Raw genomic sequence first — 18,040 nt, 5'->3', positions numbered from 1 at the left:
TAGAAAAGGTATAAACAGGGCCGGGATGGCATTCATCCCGGCCATTACAAAAAAGTTAAAAATCTTCTTATGAAGAATAGAAACATACGCTTTGTTGTCTGGATAGTATTGGCCACTTTGCTGCCTGCATGGGCAAACGCACAGGTGGATCCTCACTTCTCACAATACTATGCTTATCCTATGTGGCTGAACCCTGCATTGACAGGTATCGTTGATGGCGATTACCGCGTCAGTGCCAACTATCGTAATCAATGGGTAAACATTGGTAAGCCGTTTTCCACTACCGGTGTATCCTTTGATGCTGCTGCGCCCAATAATATTGGCGCCGGTGTGAATATAATAAACATGACTGCCGGCGATGCAGGCTACAGATACCTCAATGCAATGGCCAGCGTTTCCTATCGCGGTGTACGCTTTGGGGAAACCGGTACCAGCCACCTGGTATTCGGTATCCAGGCAGGTATGATCAACCGGAAGATAGATCCGGCCAAATGGCAGCTGGGGAGCCAGTATGACCCGGTAATGGGCTTTAATCCTTCTAAACCAAGTGGTGAGAATATTAGTACCACTTCTTCCAATGTATTTGACGCGGCGGCAGGTGTAATGTTCTTCGATGGTAATCCCAATCATCAGTTCAACCCCTTCGCCGGTTTTTCTGCAGGCCATCTTACACAGCCGAGAGATCCGTTTTTAACAGGTGAAGATAAACGCTTGCCAGTAAGGTATATGGCGCATGGCGGTACACGTATTAAGTTGAATGACATCTTCAGTGTTACGCCTCATGGATTGTATATGCGCCAGGGAAATGCGCATGAAGCTGTGCTGGGTGCATATGGACAGGCTTATCTGAACGAAGAGTTTGACTTCCTGCTGGGAGCTAATTATCGCATCAATGATTCTGCCATTCCGTTTGCCGGCTTTCACTTCAAAAGCTTTGTACTCGGCGTCAGCTATGATGTGAATACCTCCAATCTCAGACGATTGGTCAATGGCAGTAACAGTTTTGAGCTATCCTTATCCTTCATAAGCCGGAAAAAGAGAGTGTATTCAGAAGAAAATTTCTTTTGCCCGCGCCTGTAAAAAACAAAAAATATACGGATGAAACCAAATGTACGCTATTGGCTGGCTATCGCATTATTATGGATTGTTAGCACCTCAAAGGCCCAATATGTATATGACTATAAGAGAACCGGTGATATTTACTTCGAGGCAAAGGATTACTACTCTGCAGCGCAGTATTACAACAAGGCGCTTGGTACTTTTAAAATAAAGCCGGGCCAGATCCTGCCCTATACCGTTGAATTACGGGGTAAGGAATCAGGGAAGCTCAAAGACTATGAAGCAGTGATCTATCGCCTCGCGGAATCTTACCGGAACTATTACGACTATGGTAATGCAGAGAAATACTATGAGCAGGTAGTTGGTTTCAATAATAGTGCGCTCTTTCCGCTGGCCCGTTTCTGGTATGGGGTGAGTTTGCGCGCAAACGGGAACTATAGTGCCGCATTGGAGCAGTTCACAAGATTCAAACAGGAATATACCAAAATAGACGATTTCAGTACACGTACAAACCTGGAGATCGCCTGTTGTGAATTTGCAATCGCTGAGAGTAATCGCATGCCTGCATATACGATCAGTAAATTGTCGGGAGATATAAATGCAGGCGGTGCAAACTATGCCCCAGCCATGCTGGCGAAAGACTTGTTGTTGTATACGTCTTCCCGCCCTGACAGCAGCGAGCTTGAAAAAGAAAAGAAATCCAAAAAAGCCAATCCATACATCAACAACCTGTTCATTGCCCGTGGGAAGGGAGCTGATTTTCATAATAGTCAGGCCGTTAATATTCCAGAAGCGAAAGGAATGGACCAGGGTGTGGCAACGGTCAGTCCTGATGGGAATACGCTTTACCTGACCCGCTGGACGGCTAAAAACGGTGTAAAGGCAGCTGCTATTTATACCAGCACCCGGAAAGCCGGTGGCTGGGACGAGCCCAAACCCATGGGGCCCAATGTTAACGTGGAGGGATATAGCGCTATGCAGCCATTTGTGACTGCAGATGGAAAATACCTGCTGTTCGCATCCAACAGACCGGGAGGTATGGGGAAAAATGACCTGTGGTATTGCCCGCTTGACAAAGGTCTTGTAGGCCCTGCCAAGAACATGGGAACCAATATCAATACCCGTGATGAGGAACAGGCACCTTTCTATGATAGTGAAAAAAAGGCACTGATATTCAGTACCGACGGAAGGATCGGGCTGGGCGGACTGGATTTCTTTGTTGTGGAAGGCGATTTCAGCAAATGGGAAGCGCCAAGGAACCTGGGTATTCCCCTGAACTCTCCTAAGGATGATGTTTACTACTCCCCTGTTGACAATGAACATCCACTGTCTGGCGGATACATCAGTTCTGATAGAGAATCCGTTTGTTGCCTGGAAGTATTTGCCATTAAAAAGATCTCTAAGACCATTAACGGACTGGTGCTGGATTGTGAGAATGATATGCCGCTTACCGGCGCTAAAATAACGCTGTTGGATACTATATTACAGCGTGTATTGCAGCAGGTTGTATTGGATGAGACCGGACGTTACCACTTTGAAGTGGAGCCATTAAAGCACTATAAGATCATGGCCGAGAAAGAGAACTACTTTTCTAAAGCCATTTATGCAAATACAGATGGGTTAACAAAAGTCGACTCTTTAATGAACCCCAATACCTGTCTCAAACATTTTGAAATAGGAAAGCCGATCATCCTGAAAGATATTTATTATGACTTCGATAAAGCAACCTTACGTTCGCAGTCACTGATAGTATTGGACACTGTGGTCTCAATCATGCTGGATAACCCGAATCTCATCATTGAGATGAGTGCACATACGGATAGTAAGGGCAAGGACGCATATAATATGAAGCTGTCTCAGAAACGGGCACAGTCCTGTGTGGATTATTTGATAAGCAGAGGTATCTCTGCCGATCGTATGATCGCTAAAGGATATGGTGAAACAAGGCCTATCGCGCCCAATGAAATGCCAAATGGGAAAGATAATCCAGACGGCAGACAGCTGAACAGAAGAACAGAATTTAAAGTGTTGCGGGTAACCCAGTTAAACTAATAACCGGAACAGCAACTTTTTATAAAGTCGGTATCTGGCCTGCGGGTCGGAGCCATATCCTAATAACGAGCAAAGACCATTATGATAATGGCCGGAAAGTTCCGGCCATTATTACTTTTTTTTACCCTGTAGTCTTCTGATACTTTTTATATCAGACGATTATTACTGAGCGCTGCTTTTCAGGATGTTACCGATAGCAATCACGCTGTCTTTACCAGCTTTGAAGTATACTTTAGAGAATGCGCTTATTTTCAGTGCACTATCGTAGTTGAACTTACGGGTCTGTCCGTTTACAACAACGCTCTTCACCTTGTTCCAGATCACTTTTGTAGCTTCAGCACCGTTACCAGGAATAGTATCCTTTAACAGGGTATCGATGGTAGGAGATGCAACAGAACCGCCGATCAGGTAGAACGGATGTTTTGTGTCTTTGGTAGAAGCTTTCAGTGTGATAGACAGGTTAACACTGCTATCCGCATTTTCAGTCAGTTTAACAGAACCTACCTGAGTTGCATCTGTAGCGCTTTTTGCCAATTTGAATTCTTTAGAACGAGTATTCGGCGTTGCTGGATCGTCATCATCGCTGCAAGCTGCAAAAGTAATACCCATAGCAAGGGCTAATGCTCCCACTTTAAGAGCATGTTTTTTAATCGTAAGCATGGTTTCCGTTTAATTTGAATTAATAGAAAATAGGTTTCCGTATTTATAACAATAAATTGGTTTCTCAGCGCTGATGCTATTGTTAAACGGAGATGGTCAGGAAAAGTTACAGTGACTGTAGAAAAATTATTTAATGTGTTTCCGGCAAACAATGAATTGCTTATCCGTACAGTGTTTGAGCCCTATAAAAAATGTTCTGAAAAGGAATATATGTTGTCACACCATCTAAAAAAGAGAAGGAGAATAAAAAAACATTTTACCTTTGTGTCCTACAACTTGATGTGTTATGAAAATGTAATTTGATATCCGGTACTTCCGGATATGCCCATCGCCCCCTTTTGATGTTAACAGGTACGGATCTGTACCGGCCATTCCATTTTTAATTATTTAATAGTATTTATATGCGAGATACACAGGCCAGTTCCCGCCTGGGCAAGGTGTTCCGGTTGTTTGTTATGGCAGTATCAGGCACGGAAAAAGAGTTCACAAGTGGTAATATCAACCGCGCTATTTTTTTATTATCGGTACCCATGATCCTGGAAATGATGATGGAATCATTGTTTGCGGTCGTGGATATTTTCTTTGTCAGCAAACTGGGTAAGCATGCTATTACCACAGTTGGACTAACAGAGTCTATGATGACGCTGGTTTATACAGCGGCATTTGGGCTGAGCATGGCTGCTACTGCCGTGGTAGCACGTCGTACCGGCGAGAAAGACAGCGATGCAGCAGCACATACTGCTGTACAATCCCTGTATGTTGCCGCAGTGCTGGCAGCAGCTATTGCTATAACAGGTATCATACTGGCGCCCGATCTGCTGGCGCTGATGGGAGCCTCTGAAGAAGTAATAGATAACGGACACATATATACGCGTATTATGCTGGGAAGTAATCTCATCGTGATGCTGCTGTTCCTTATCAATGGTATTTTCAGGGGAGCAGGAGATGCGGCTATTGCCATGAGATCATTGTGGATAGCGAATATCCTGAATATTCTCTTATGTCCTTTGCTGATCAATGGTCTGGGACCAATTCCGGCGTTGGGCCTGAAAGGCGCTGCGCTGGCTACTACAATAGGCCGTGGCATAGGGGTATGTTATCAGCTGTACCACCTTTTTGGGGGTAAGGACCTGATCCGTATTACCAACCGCCATATACGCCCTGATATAGGCGTGATCTGGAAACTGCTGAAGATAGCAGCAGGGGGGACTGCACAACTGCTGATCAATACAGTCAGCTGGATATTCCTGGTACGCCTGATTGCCCGTTTCGGGGAAGATGCAGTGGCCGGCTACACTATTGCGATAAGGATCGTTATTTTCACCTTGCTGCCTGCCTTTGGTATGGCCAATGCAGCAGCTGCCCTGGTGGGACAGAACCTGGGTGCTGGTCAGCCTGACAGGGCAGAAACATCCGTATGGAGGGCCGCCTTCTTCAATATGGTGTTCCTGGGACTGATATCCATCCTTTTCTTCCTGGCGGCGCGGCCGATAGTTATGATCTTTACGAGCGACGCTGCTATTGTTTTACACGCAGCACAGTGCCTGCAGCTGGTAAGTATAGGGTATATCTTTTATGCCTATGGTATGGTACTGTCCCAGTCTTTTAACGGGGCAGGAGATACACGTACCCCTACTCTTATTAACCTGGTAGGGTTCTGGATGTTGCAGATACCCATGGCCTGGATACTGGCCGTCAATTATAACATGGGCCCGTCCGGTGTTTTCTGGGCTATTGCTATAGCAGAATCCTGTATCGCGGTGGCGGCAATTGTTATATTCCGGAAAGGATGGTGGAAGCAGGTGAAAGTTTAGTTACATTTGCGCTGTTTTGCAAACTAACTAAAACTCAATAAAAAAGAATACGCATGTCGCTAACTGTTGTAGGTTCTATGGCGTTCGATGATATAGAAACGCCCTTTGGTAAATCAGGCCGGATCGTAGGTGGTTCTGCTACATTCATAGCATGGGCCGCTTCTAATTTCGTAAAGCCCATTAACCAGGTTTCCGTAATTGGTGGTGACTTCCCTCAGGAAGAACTGGATGCACTGAGTGCCAAAGGTGTGGCTTTCGATGGCGTACAGGTAAAGAAGGATGAGAAATCTTTCTACTGGGCCGGTAAATATCATATGGACATGAACACCCGTGATACGTTGACTACAGAGCTGAACGTACTGGGTGAATTCCAGCCTGTAATACCTGACAGTTACCAGGGAAGCGAATTCCTGATATTGGGTAACCTGACACCACAGGTGCAGATGTCTGTAATCAAACAGATGAAAACAAGGCCTAAACTGATCGTAATGGATACCATGAACTTCTGGATGGAAGTAGCCATGGACGATCTGAAAAAGGTATTGAAAGAAGTAGACGTGCTCCTGGTAAATGATGCCGAAGCCCGTCAGCTGACCGGAGAAGTATCTCTGGTAAAAGCTGCCCGTACGATATTGACAACCATGGGGCCTAAATACCTGATCATTAAGAAAGGTGAGCATGGTGCACTGCTGTTCCACGAGAACCATGTATTTTTCGCACCTGCGCTGCCACTGGAAGAAGTATTTGACCCAACCGGTGCTGGCGATACCTTTGCAGGTGGTTTTATCGGTCACCTGGCTAAAACAAAGGATATCTCTTTCGAGAACATGAAAACTGCCATCATCGTAGGTTCCGCTATGGCTTCCTTCTGTGTGGAACGTTTTGGGGTAGGCCGTCTGCGTGAGATCACCCATGAGGATATCAGTAACCGCCTGGAGCAGTTCGTACAACTGGTAAATTTTGATATAGACCTGATCTAGTCAGTAAAAGACTACAAAAAGAAAAGCATCAGCCCCGGGCTGATGCTTTTCTTTTTGTACTATATACTATAACCCACTATTATTTATAAATCTGATTCAGCACAGCTGCGAGTCTTAAGCCTCCTTTCAGCAGCTGGTTATTCAGGTCGTTGACAAACCAGAAATTATAACGGTAATTCAGTTTATCATTTGCATGTGTCAGCGAATATACCTTGCCTGCCAGCTGGTTGGATTCAAATATCCAGTCGGCTACAGTACCGCCCTGTATTTTCTTTACAGTAGCAGCGGTAGCGGTATCCAGGGCATGTGTATATTCAGTATAGCTGAGTTGCTGGAATTCTATGAGGTGTTCATCCCATACCCTGTGCAGGTTGGTCTGTTTGTCAAACCACATTACCTGTATCTTGTTACCACCCTGGTCTTCATCACGGCCTGCATGTAATGGCTGATGCATATCCCCTATCATATGAATAAGGAAACTCAGTGCAAATACTTTATCCTCTTTGGAGGTGGCAGGATCTTTCAGTTGTTTGATCAGCGCCTCAGTTTGTGCATATAAGTTGTCTCCCGTAGCATGTGCCTTTATTACCTCGTCAAATTGTGCGCGTGTACAGTTGGCAGGAAAATCGAGGTAGTGCCAGGGAGAAGTACGATCATACTTGTGCGTAGTGTCTGACTTGATAAAATCAGGCCAGTTGGCAACCATTGCCATACTCTGACGGCCAAGTAAAGCAGTGATGGCTTTCCGCGCCTGTGGGTTTAGGTGATGGCTGGCGATCTCGGCCACTACGCGGTGACCGGTAACGCCCCAGGCAAAGCCTGATACGGGTGCCAGTAACAGCATACCCAGTAAAGCATGGTAGAGTTTCTTAAGCATAATACATGAGGTGGTTAATAAGTCTGAATAAGTGCATAAAGGTGAGCCAGATTTTTCAAATGAAAAAGCACTGTCTATTAATTTGTACATTTGATAACGCTAGAATTTAGAATATGCCCTTTAAGATAAATGCACCATATGCCCCTGCGGGCGACCAGCCGGAAGCCATTCGCCAGTTAGTAGAAGGATTACAGGATGGAGCCCCTGCCCAGACATTGCTGGGGGTAACGGGATCCGGAAAGACCTTCACCGTTGCAAATGTTATTCAACAGGTACAGCGCCCAACCCTGGTGCTGACACACAATAAAACACTGGTGGCTCAGCTGTACGGAGAGTTTCGTCAGTTCTTCCCGGATAATGCTGTGGAATACTTTGTGTCTTACTATGACTACTATCAGCCGGAAGCTTATATGCCGGTAAGCGATACCTATATAGAAAAAGACCTTTCCATCAATGAAGAATTGGATAAGCTTAGACTGAGAGCAACCACCAGTCTCCTGTCAGGCCGGAGAGATATCATAGTCGTAGCGAGCGTGTCCTGTATTTATGGTATGGGTAATCCGACGGACTACGAAAATGGTATTATCCGCCTGCACAAAGGACAGACCATTGGCCGTAATACCGTATTGCATGGATTGGTGAACTCCTTATATACCAGGACTACCGGCGACTTCAACAGGGGTAATTTCCGTGTACAGGGAGACACAGTAGACATCAACCTGCCTTATGTGGATTTTGGTTACCGTATCACTTTCTTTGGCGACGAAATTGAGGAGATTGAAAGTTTTGACGTACAGAACGGCAAACGTATAGGCACTATGGAGAATGCGGCCATCTTCCCGGCCAATCTCTACCTGGCGCCTAAAGATATGATGGCTCAGATCATATTTGAGATCCAGGATGAGCTGCTGGCACAGGTGGAATATTTCCGGTCTATCGGGAAACACCTGGAGGCACAGCGTCTTTCTGAAAGAGTGAACTACGACCTGGAGATGATCAGGGAACTGGGTTATTGTAGTGGTATTGAGAACTACTCCCGTTTCCTGGACAGGCGATCTCCTGGTACCCGTCCTTTCTGCCTGCTGGACTATTTTCCTAAAGATTTTCTCCTGGTAATAGACGAGAGCCACGTAACCATTCCCCAGATCGGAGGAATGTATGGTGGAGACAGGTCCCGTAAGCTGACCCTGGTCGACTTCGGGTTCCGGTTGCCTTCCGCAATGGACAACCGGCCGCTGAACTTCTATGAATTTGAGAACCTGGTGAACCAGGCCATCTTCGTCAGCGCTACCCCGGGTGAATATGAACTGAGACAGACAGAAGGTGTGGTGGTAGAACAGGTGGTACGACCTACAGGGTTGCTGGAGCCACCTATTGAGATAAGACCAAGCGTCAACCAGGTGGATGATCTGCTGGAAGAAATAGATAAGCGCGTGGCAAAAGGAGGCCGTGTACTCGTCACCACCCTTACCAAACGGATGGCCGAGGAAATGGACAAATACCTGCATCGCATTAATATTAAGTCCCGTTACATTCACTCCGAGGTAGATACCCTGGAACGTATAGAGATATTAAGAGACCTCCGTCTGGGTAATATCAACGTCCTGGTGGGGGTGAACCTGCTGCGTGAGGGGCTTGACCTGCCTGAGGTGACACTGGTAGCCATACTGGATGCGGATAAGGAAGGCTTCCTGAGGGATGAGCGCTCTCTGACCCAGACAGCAGGACGTGCTGCACGTAACGTAGATGGACTCGTGATCTTCTATGCAGATAAGATTACCGACAGTATGCAGCGGACTATTGATGAAACAGACCGACGCAGGCAGAAGCAGATAGCTTATAATATAGAACATAAGATCACGCCCAGAACGGTGCTTAAGAGTAAGGAACAGATCATGGGACAGACGGCCGTGCTGGAAATCAAACAGTTCGACGAAAACTCACCATATGCGGTCCATGACGAAGTGACGCTCGTAGCGGAAGATGCAATAGGTTACGCCAAACAGGAGGCTACTGTTGCGAAAACAATACCTCAGATGGAGAAGGCAATTACGAAGATCAAAAAGGATATGGAGAAGGCGGCAAAGGATCTCGACTTTATGGAAGCTGCCCGTCTACGTGACCAGATGTTTGCAATGCAACGTGAATTAGAAAGTATGAAGCAATAATGCAGTGGAAAGATCAATTTTTATGGTCTGGATCATAAAAGTCACATTATATTATTTTTAATATATCGATAATATTCAACGACGGTATTCGACGTAACAAAATCAGCTTAATATTTATTAAGCTGATTTTTAGTTTATTATAAGGTCTATCTCCTAATTGCAGTAACAACTGCCTTTCCAATGTTAGATAATTGTTAAATGCCCCTCCCTTGAATTTATAAATAATTGATAATAAGTTGTTTGTGAACACATAGCCCCCGTTTTTAGCCTGTCTTTAACGGCTAAAAGCGATAGTTATATTATTTATATTTATAATATACTTGATATTTGACCCTATATCCTATATTTTTCTTCAATCATTTCTATTTTTTGCCTTTTCTATTTGATGAAATAAATATCCTTTATACTTTTATTAAAGAAATTTAAAAATGCATTGCTATGAAGAAAACATCATTTCAAGACTATCTGCCCTTCCTTTTGCTGGCATTGGTTGCGATAATTGCATTGTTTATTCCGGGGGAGCTTCCTTTTGCTGATCCGAAACATCAATACAATTCTGGTGACATTGCCTGGATACTGGTAGCATCCTGCCTCGTGTTTCTGATGACCCCTGGGCTGTCATTTTTTTACGGTGGTATGGTTAACCGTAAAAATGTGATCTCAACATTGGTACAAAGCTTTATTGCTGCCGGTGTAGTTAGCATCGTATGGGTAGCTGTAGGCTTCAGCCTGGCCTTCGGTAAATCTTTGAATGGTGTGATCGGTGATCCTTCTACCTTCCTGTTTTTCAGAGGCGTGCCTTCCGGCGAGCCCTGGTCTCTGGCCACCAGCATTCCTTTGCTGGTATTTGCCCTGTTCCAGATGAAATTTGCGGTAATCACCCCTGCCCTGGTAGTAGGTGCCGTAGCGGAGAGGATCCGTTTTACATCTTATGTATTATTTATGGTATTATTCAGCCTGCTGGTTTATGCGCCTATCGCACACTGGACCTGGCATCCTGATGGTATCCTGTTCAAACTGGGGGTGCTTGACTTCGCAGGTGGTACGGTAGTACATATCTCTGCTGGTTGTGCTGCACTTGCGGGTGTACTGGTACTGAAACGCCGTAAAGATCATATAGAAAAGAAAGAACTGCAACCTGCCAATATTCCTTTCGTGCTGTTAGGTACTGGCCTGCTCTGGTTCGGATGGTTCGGTTTCAACGCCGGCTCCGCACTCGCTGCTAACGGTCTGTCTGCTTCTGCTTTCGCTACTACCAATACGGCTGCTGCTGCTGCTGGTTTGTCCTGGATCTTCTTCGATGTGATCCGTGGCCGTAAACCTTCTGCACTGGGCTTCTGTATCGGTGCTGTAGTTGGTCTGGTAGCTATTACCCCTGCTGCAGGTTATGTAGGTATTCCGCAGAGTATTATGGTAGGTTTTGCTGCTGCTATCGTTTCTAACCTGGTAGCTCATTACAAATCCAAAACCGCTATCGACGATACACTGGATGTATTCCCTTGCCATGGTATAGGTGGTATGGTCGGCATGCTGCTCACCGGTATCTTCGCCAGCAAGAACGTAAATGGCGCTATCAGTGATGGCCTGTTCTACGGTGGCTTTGAGCTCTTCAAAAACCAGGTGATCGGATTGGCGCTCGTAGTAGTATACAGTTTCGTGGTTTCCTACGGTATCTTCAAACTGATCAACCTGATCCACCCGCTGCGCGTAAGCGACGAAGAAGAAGCACTGGGTCTGGATGCTACACAGCACAACGAACAATACCATCCTGCTTTGATGAGTGTAGCCGACAACGGTGCACTGAAAGAAGAGCAGCTGGTGCACTAAGCGCATAAACGATATTTACATAGTTTAACACCCAAATGTTAGAATAGCTAATAATCAAACTGGAAAATAAAAAACGTAAACAGTATTTTATTTTATCAACCAGAATTACTTTATCAACCAATATCTGTAGTATTCCATGTAGATGCTTTCCGGTTGGTTATTAGCTATTCTTTTCTCTTCCTCTTATTTCCAGTTATAGAACAGCGAGTATAGAATTGACATAAACAGATTCGCACACACCATTTTATCAACCAAATTTCCTTGCATGAAAAAAGTTATATTGGTAGCATATGCTGCCTGCCAGGGGTTTATTGCCCACTCCCAGACCGCTGCTGATACAACTAAAGCCCCGCTGGTTAAGCTTTCCGGCTCTGCAGACGTCTACTATCGCTATAATTTCAACGGTAATAATACCGACAATAAAACAAGCTTCACTAACTCGCACAACAGCTTTGAACTGGGGATGATCTCGCTGAAAGCCGAACATGAATTTAAAAAAGGAAGTATTGTGGCTGATGTTGGCTTTGGCAAAAGGGCCGCGGAATTTTCTTACAACGAAACACCCGATAAGACCAAAACCGCAGAAGTAGTGATCAAACAACTCTACTTAGGCTACCAGGTACTGGATAAACTGAAGGTCAGCATGGGAAGCTTCGGTACCCATGTGGGATATGAACTGCTGGATGCTTATCTGAACAGGAACTACAGTATGAGTTACATGTTCAGTAATGGCCCGTTCTTCAGTACCGGTGTTAAGGCAGATATTGCTATCAGCGCTGCATGGACAGCTATGATAGGTGTTTTCAACCCGACTGATTTCAAGTCTGCTTCCTGGACCAACAATAAATATGTCGGTGCACAATTGGGATATTCTTCCACCAAGGCACCCCTTAAATTATACCTGAACTACCTGGAAGGTAAGGATACCACTGGTGTTCAGAACCACCAGATCGACTTTGTAGCCACCTACCAGGTAAACAGTGTACTGGGCCTGGGATACAATGGAACTGTCAGCACATACAATAACACCCGCGATAAGGAATCAACCGAAGGTTCAAAACAATGGTGGGGATCTGCCTTATATGTGAATATGGATTTCACAGAGAAGCTAGGCCTGACCTTGCGCGGTGAGTATTTTGATGATAAAGATGGCCTGAAAACCTTTGCGGGTACAGATGGTGGCCACGTAGTGGCTGGCACTCTTTCCTTAAATTATAAAGCAGGTAACCTGACTATTATTCCTGAATTCAGGGTGGATAATGCTTCTGTGGACATCTTTCATAAGAAATCCGGCACTCCTGTCGGCACCTCCCCCAGTGTATTATTAGCCGCTACATATCATTTCTAGGCAGCGCTTTCTGCCACGGCATGCTCTTCTTTCCAGTTCCGCGGACCTGGAGGGAAGGGCATAGCCTATTCTTATTTACTGGGCAAGGTGAATAATTTTTTTATTTTGTGCGCAAAACTGATTACATGCTGCAACCTTCCACGTTGAAGTTTCTAAAGTTATTGGGTAAAAACAATAATAAAGTCTGGTTTGACGAGCATAAATCTGATTACCAGCAGGCGAAAGCTGATTATGAAAGTGTGGTACAGCAGATCCTGGATGGTTTATACAAACAGGACCCGGCAATTGTAGGTTTACAGGTGAAGGATTGCACTTTCCGTATCTATAAAGACGTCCGCTTCTCAAAAGATAAAACGCCTTACAAAACCAATATGGGTGCAGCTTTTGCACCTGGTGGACGCAAAACGCCCCGCCCTGGTTATTATTTCCACCTGGAACCGGGAGGCAAAAGCTTTGCCGGCGGCGGCTTGTGGATGCCGGAGGCCGACGTACTGAAAAAGGTAAGACAGGAAATAGATTACAACTTTGAAGAATTCCAGCAGATTATCTCCAATAAAGAATTCATCCGCTATTTTGGCAAAATAGAAGGAGAATCCCTGAAGACGGCGCCACAGGGCTACCAGCCAGACAATCCTGCAATTGCCTACCTGAAATTGAAAAGCTTCACAGTATGGCAAAACATCTCTGACGAAGCTGCCATTCAGCCTGCACTGGTAAGGGAAATTTTGAAAATATTTGCCGTAATGCAGCCCTTCGTCAAGTTTATTGACAGAGCACTTTATACGGAATAGTCAGGTAATACTTCGGGGTGAAAATAATATCAACAGGTCACTGTCTGTCATCACAGATGGGTAAGCCACAATGCACCCTGAAAATTACGCTGATCATCTGCCGGATACGCATACGCCGGTACACATATTTATGCCGGCAGATGATTACAGCTCAATAAGTTTTAACGGGTTAGTTCTTATGGATCAGGAATTCGAACGGTCTTGCCTTGCGGTTCTTTAACAGATTTTCTTTGTCTGTCTTAGTGTGTGCAAAACGTTGATTATACACGTTGGCAACCTCAATAATCGGAATAATGCCGTCCAGTGTATCATGCTGATCCACAATGTTCATGATGCGGGACACCTGTGAAGAAAAATTAGAACTCCACTCTTCAGTAAATTTGTGCATCAGTAGCAGCTCGCGATTGGCGTTGGTTTTCATAGGACTTAAGGGTGTTTACGGATTTGTGAATTTTAGTTCTTCGGCTCCTTACTTTCTTAAAAAGTCTTTTTTTGGAATAAGTAAGTTGGCATAGGATTATTGATACCAAAATTGGATTTTATCTAGCAGAAAGCAATACTACTTCTGTGTAATTTTTGTCAAAGTGATACTTATTTCTCCTCAAATTGATACTAAAAGAGCAAGCGTTGTTACACTTGCTCTCTTTTATACTAGAAAAATCGTTTATTCGTTTGCGAAAACACCTTTTTTGAGGTCATTCGGCCATTAGATGTTATCACTTAGATCCATTTCTGTGCATGCAGGTACTCAGCTATCTGCACTGCATTGGTTGCAGCACCTTTACGCAGGTTATCTGCTACAATCCACATATTCAGGGTCTTTTCCTGTGTTTCATCACGACGGAGACGGCCTACAAACACCTCATCCCGCTCATGCGCATCTTTTGGCATCGGATACAGCCCCTTCGATGGCTCATCCACCACGATCACACCAGATGTTTTCTCCAGTATTGAACGTACATCAGCCAGTTCGTATTCCTTGTCAAATTCTACGTTCACAGCTTCACTATGACCACCTATTACAGGTATACGTACAGTGGTAGCAGTGACACGGATATTGTCATCGCCCATGATTTTGATGGTTTCTTTCACCATTTTCATTTCCTCTTTCGTATAACCGTTATCGAGAAATACATCGATCTGTGGGATCACGTTCAGGTCAATACGGTGAGCATATGCCTTTTCACCTTCGATACCGTTACGCTCGTTCATCAGCTGATCTACTGCTTTTACACCGGTACCGGTTACTGACTGGTACGTGGAGACTACCACACGATTGATCTTGTACTTTTCATGTAATGGATTCAGCACAAGTACCATCTGGATGGTAGAACAGTTTGGATTAGCAATGATCTTGTCTTCCGGTGTCAGCGTCTTACCGTTGATCTCAGGCACTACCAGTTTTTTGGTAGGGTCCATTCTCCATGCGGAAGAGTTATCGATCACAGTAATACCTGCTGCTGCAAATTTGGGCGCCCATTCCAGGGAAGTACTTCCACCAGCGGAGAACAGTGCAACATCCGGCTTCATGGAAATTGCCGTATCTGCATTCACCACCTTATAAGGCTTGCCCTTAAATGTTACTTCCTTACCAACAGACTTCTCAGAAGCCACGGGAATCAGTTCTGTAACCGGAAAATTTCTCTCGGTCAATACTTGTAACATTTTTGAGCCTACCAGCCCGGTAGCTCCTACTACGGCAACTTTCATTGTTTTTACATTTTAATTTTTTGGAAATGCAAATTTAACACAACCTGCGTGGTTTTCAATGTTTATATCAAAATCATAGAAATTCACTAAATTTCTAGCTAAACCAACCTACTTTTTTAGACATGCGTATTTCCATTGTTTGTGCATGCCTGTTCCTGCAGGCTTCTTTCTCATTTGCACAAGTGAGCGAACATTTTGATTATCAAAGTATTACTGAGGCGAAATCATGGAAAGGCACCGATACTGCCTGGCAGATTGAAAATGGCCGTCTGAAAAGCCATTTACAGCAGGTAAGCAGTAGTTTCCACATCGCCAGGTCCTCTTCACTGGCCCGTAATGCAATATGGGAATGGTGGCTGCAGCTGGATTTCAACACTTCGTCTCTCAACTATGTGGATGTCTTTCTCACTGCCGACAGCGCAAACCTCCAGGGCGCAGGCCTCCGGGGATATTTTGTCCGCATAGGTAATACAAAGGATGAAGTGTGCCTGTACAGAAGAGATGGTACCGCAACACCCGTCCTGCTCATAGACGGTCGCGACGGGATCACTAATCATACTTCCACAAAGCTCAGGATCAGGGTGACCCGAAAGGACGATGAATGGGAACTGTGGACGGATGAAAAGGCCGATGGTACTACTTATATCCGCGAGGGCCTTGCTACGGATGGCAGGTATGGTACTTCGTATTTCATGGGATTTGTAGTGCGCCAGTCCACTGCCTCCTTCTTCAACCGTCATTATTTCGATGATGTATTGATCACACCCATTATAGCGGATACAACGCCGCCGGTGCTGCAATCACATTACCTGCGCGATAGCCGTACGCTTACGCTGTGTTTCAGTGAACCGCTGGACAGCGCCGTCCTCGCCCGGCCGGAATATTTCCACTTGTCTGTTCCGGGTAATACGCCCGACAGCATCTGGCAGGATAGCAGTCAGCCTTCATGTTTGCATGTACAATTCCGGGATGCCTTTCCTAACGGAGACAGTTGCCATTTGTTGATAGACGGGGTAAGGGACCCTACCGGGAATATCATGGAGCCAGCCACAGTGGCCTTCTTATTTTACACCAGCAGTGGTTATGATGTGCTTATCCACGAATTTCTGCCAAGAGCATTGCCCTCTGCCGGTTTATTGCCTGCCCGGTTCGTAGAGCTGAAGAATAACAGCCCTTATGCCTTACAGCTAAAGAACTGGCGTATCGGTAACAGCAGCCGGGAAGCCGTATTGCCGCAATACCTGCTGCCACCCGGTGCGCTGTTGGTGGTCTGCGATAAGGGGAATACAGACCTGTTCCCGGATGATATTCCCATCCTGGGGATCAGCGGTTTTCCGGCTCCCGGCGACAGTGACATCATCACCTTACGCAATGACAGTGGTGTGCTGGTACATGCCGTCGCTTATGACCGTAGCTGGTACAGTAATCCGGTAAAGGAAAGAGGTGGCTGGAGCCTGGAAATGATAGATACCAACTGGCCCTGCGCCGGTAACAGTAACTGGAAACCATCTACAGCACCACAAGGGGGAACTCCCGGACGGCCGAATACTGTGGCCGGAACGGGAACAATGCCTCCCCCGGTATCTTTGGTAAAGGCTTTTCCCTCGGATACGATGACGCTACACTTGTCTTTCAACGGGATCATGGACAGCCTGGCAGTAACTGCGCCGGAACACTTTGTGTTTGAACCTTCATTAGCGGTTGCAGGTATTACTGCTCATCCTCCCTTATATAATAGCTTATCCGTCCATTTAAGAGCGCCTTTGTTACCCGATACGGTCTATACAGTGGCAGTATCCGGTTTAAAAGATTGTACCGGCCAGGAAGTGACAACTGCTGGAGATGTCGCCTTTGCCCGGGTGAGTACACCAGACAGTTTCGACGTTGTGATCAATGAAATACTATATGACCCCGCTGCCGGAGTGCCAGAATTTGTGGAGGTATACAACAGGAGTCCGAAAGCGGTAGACCTGTCCCACCTGTACCTGTCCAGAAGAAAAGAAGACGGACAGCTGGAAGCTCCTACAACATTAGGCGACCAGCCTTTGTTATTGTTACCCGGAGGTTATGCAGCCTTTACAACGGGGCCGGAGGCATTGTGCACATATTATGATTGCCTGCAGGCGGCAGCTATTTATAAAATAAATCTGCCGGCCCTGATAAATGGAGAAGGAACAATTGCACTCTTAAATGAAAGTGGGCAGATAGTAGACGAGTTGCATTATTCTGACAAGATGCACCTGGCAATAGCTGACAATACCCGGGGTGTTTCCCTGGAGCGACTGCTGTCGGATGGACCTACACAGGATAAATATAACTGGCATTCTGCCGCAGCAGCCGTGAAATATGGGACACCGGGTTACCGCAATTCACAGCAACTACCGATGGCTGAAGTACCCGGTGACCTGACTGTACAGCCCACCGTTTTTTCTCCTGACAATGATGGTCTGGAAGATCTTGCCATGGTCAGATATAATTTCCCCAGACCAGGGTATATTATAAATGTCACGATTTTTGATGCAGTGGGCAGGCCGATTAGATACCTGGAAAAGAATACCTTATTGCCAGCCTCCGGGTATATGACCTGGGATGGGCGGGGGGAATCGAACCGCGAGCTGGTATCAGGAATATACGTCATCTTTGCGGAGGCTTTTAATGCCGAAGGAAAGGTCAGACATTGGAAATTACCTATAGTACTGGGAAAAAGATAGATTAGTTGATTCTGTCAAAAAAAATGCTTGATTAGGGCAATTA

General features: G+C 45.6%; 13 protein-coding genes. 9 read left to right on the top strand and 4 right to left on the bottom strand.

All coding sequences use genetic code 11. The features are described from left to right. Positions 1 to 69 precede the first annotated feature (69 nt). Both CLV42_RS00485 and CLV42_RS00480 read left to right on the top strand, forming a co-directional pair. Positions 70 to 1,080, top strand: a complete 1,011-nt coding sequence (locus tag CLV42_RS00485; protein WP_106599944.1) for a PorP/SprF family type IX secretion system membrane protein — start codon at positions 70 to 72, stop codon at positions 1,078 to 1,080. An 18-nt stretch (positions 1,081 to 1,098) separates the two neighbouring features. After that, positions 1,099 to 3,111, top strand: coding sequence for an OmpA family protein (locus tag CLV42_RS00480; RefSeq protein WP_106599943.1), 2,013 nt, complete (start codon positions 1,099 to 1,101; stop codon positions 3,109 to 3,111). A gap of 162 nt (positions 3,112 to 3,273) precedes the next feature. Here CLV42_RS00480 and CLV42_RS00475 read toward each other — a convergent pair whose 3' ends face one another. Continuing rightward, a complete protein-coding gene (locus CLV42_RS00475; RefSeq protein ID WP_106599942.1) occupies positions 3,274 to 3,771 on the bottom strand; it encodes a hypothetical protein in 498 nt (165 codons plus the stop codon). Between the two features lie 401 nt (positions 3,772 to 4,172). On the opposite strand from CLV42_RS00475, the gene CLV42_RS00470 reads away from it, so the two are divergent. Together CLV42_RS00470 and CLV42_RS00465 are read left to right on the top strand one after the other, a co-directional pair. Next, the gene (locus CLV42_RS00470) at positions 4,173 to 5,585 is read left to right on the top strand and encodes an MATE family efflux transporter (protein ID WP_106599941.1); all 1,413 of its coding nucleotides are present in this window, start codon (positions 4,173 to 4,175) and stop codon (positions 5,583 to 5,585) included. Positions 5,586 to 5,638: 53 nt separating this feature from the next. Beyond that, complete coding sequence (locus CLV42_RS00465; RefSeq protein WP_106599940.1) at positions 5,639 to 6,565, top strand: PfkB family carbohydrate kinase; 927 nt, start codon at positions 5,639 to 5,641, stop codon at positions 6,563 to 6,565. 79 nt (positions 6,566 to 6,644) lie between these two features. On the opposite strand, the gene CLV42_RS00460 is transcribed toward CLV42_RS00465, so the two are convergent. After that, the gene (locus CLV42_RS00460; RefSeq protein ID WP_170117347.1) at positions 6,645 to 7,442 is read right to left on the bottom strand and encodes a S1/P1 nuclease; all 798 of its coding nucleotides are present in this window, start codon (positions 7,440 to 7,442) and stop codon (positions 6,645 to 6,647) included. A gap of 113 nt (positions 7,443 to 7,555) precedes the next feature. On the opposite strand from CLV42_RS00460, the gene uvrB reads away from it, so the two are divergent. The 4 genes from uvrB (at position 7,556) to CLV42_RS00440 (ending at position 13,576) form a co-directional block, all read left to right on the top strand. Next, on the top strand, positions 7,556 to 9,610 hold the full coding sequence (gene uvrB, locus CLV42_RS00455) for an excinuclease ABC subunit UvrB (RefSeq protein ID WP_106599938.1): 2,055 nt from the start codon (positions 7,556 to 7,558) through the stop codon (positions 9,608 to 9,610). 438 nt (positions 9,611 to 10,048) lie between these two features. Beyond that, positions 10,049 to 11,437 (top strand): ammonium transporter, encoded by a 1,389-nt coding sequence (locus CLV42_RS00450; protein ID WP_106599937.1) that lies wholly within the window; start codon positions 10,049 to 10,051, stop codon positions 11,435 to 11,437. 265 nt (positions 11,438 to 11,702) lie between these two features. Next, complete coding sequence (locus tag CLV42_RS00445) at positions 11,703 to 12,785, top strand: porin (protein ID WP_106599936.1); 1,083 nt, start codon at positions 11,703 to 11,705, stop codon at positions 12,783 to 12,785. A 125-nt stretch (positions 12,786 to 12,910) separates the two neighbouring features. Next, entirely contained in the window at positions 12,911 to 13,576 is a 666-nt protein-coding gene (locus CLV42_RS00440) for a DUF2461 domain-containing protein (protein WP_106599935.1), read from the top strand. Between the two features lie 169 nt (positions 13,577 to 13,745). Here CLV42_RS00440 and CLV42_RS00435 read toward each other — a convergent pair whose 3' ends face one another. Next, positions 13,746 to 13,997: a hypothetical protein gene (locus CLV42_RS00435; protein ID WP_089829114.1), complete on the bottom strand. Its 252-nt coding sequence runs from the start codon at positions 13,995 to 13,997 to the stop codon at positions 13,746 to 13,748. 299 nt (positions 13,998 to 14,296) lie between these two features. Then, a complete protein-coding gene (locus CLV42_RS00430) occupies positions 14,297 to 15,286 on the bottom strand; it encodes an aspartate-semialdehyde dehydrogenase (protein ID WP_106599934.1) in 990 nt (329 codons plus the stop codon). Between the two features lie 122 nt (positions 15,287 to 15,408). Between CLV42_RS00430 and CLV42_RS00425 the strand changes: the two genes are divergently transcribed. Next, positions 15,409 to 17,997 (top strand): lamin tail domain-containing protein, encoded by a 2,589-nt coding sequence (locus CLV42_RS00425; protein ID WP_106599933.1) that lies wholly within the window; start codon positions 15,409 to 15,411, stop codon positions 17,995 to 17,997. The last annotated feature ends 43 nt before the right edge of the window (positions 17,998 to 18,040 follow it).

Source organism: Chitinophaga ginsengisoli (genome assembly GCF_003014595.1).
Lineage (GTDB): Bacteria > Bacteroidota > Bacteroidia > Chitinophagales > Chitinophagaceae > Chitinophaga > Chitinophaga ginsengisoli.
The sequence above is the reverse complement of the archived record's forward strand: the minus strand, read 5'-3'. Positions and strand labels throughout refer to the sequence as shown.

Excerpts from the sequence above, each read along its gene's own strand:
- CLV42_RS00435 (WP_089829114.1), bottom strand. The coding sequence starts at position 13,997 with ATGAAAACCAACGCCAATCGCGAGCTGCTACTGATGCACAAATTTACT.
- CLV42_RS00440 (WP_106599935.1), top strand. The coding sequence starts at position 12,911 with ATGCTGCAACCTTCCACGTTGAAGTTTCTAAAGTTATTGGGTAAAAAC.
- CLV42_RS00465 (WP_106599940.1), top strand. The coding sequence starts at position 5,639 with ATGTCGCTAACTGTTGTAGGTTCTATGGCGTTCGATGATATAGAAACG.
- CLV42_RS00485 (WP_106599944.1), top strand. The coding sequence starts at position 70 with ATGAAGAATAGAAACATACGCTTTGTTGTCTGGATAGTATTGGCCACT.
- uvrB (WP_106599938.1), top strand. The coding sequence starts at position 7,556 with ATGCCCTTTAAGATAAATGCACCATATGCCCCTGCGGGCGACCAGCCG.
- CLV42_RS00425 (WP_106599933.1), top strand. The coding sequence starts at position 15,409 with ATGCGTATTTCCATTGTTTGTGCATGCCTGTTCCTGCAGGCTTCTTTC.
- CLV42_RS00450 (WP_106599937.1), top strand. The coding sequence starts at position 10,049 with ATGAAGAAAACATCATTTCAAGACTATCTGCCCTTCCTTTTGCTGGCA.
- CLV42_RS00475 (WP_106599942.1), bottom strand. The coding sequence starts at position 3,771 with ATGCTTACGATTAAAAAACATGCTCTTAAAGTGGGAGCATTAGCCCTT.
- CLV42_RS00470 (WP_106599941.1), top strand. The coding sequence starts at position 4,173 with ATGCGAGATACACAGGCCAGTTCCCGCCTGGGCAAGGTGTTCCGGTTG.
- CLV42_RS00460 (WP_170117347.1), bottom strand. The coding sequence starts at position 7,442 with ATGCTTAAGAAACTCTACCATGCTTTACTGGGTATGCTGTTACTGGCA.
- CLV42_RS00480 (WP_106599943.1), top strand. The coding sequence starts at position 1,099 with ATGAAACCAAATGTACGCTATTGGCTGGCTATCGCATTATTATGGATT.
- CLV42_RS00430 (WP_106599934.1), bottom strand. The coding sequence starts at position 15,286 with ATGAAAGTTGCCGTAGTAGGAGCTACCGGGCTGGTAGGCTCAAAAATG.
- CLV42_RS00445 (WP_106599936.1), top strand. The coding sequence starts at position 11,703 with ATGAAAAAAGTTATATTGGTAGCATATGCTGCCTGCCAGGGGTTTATT.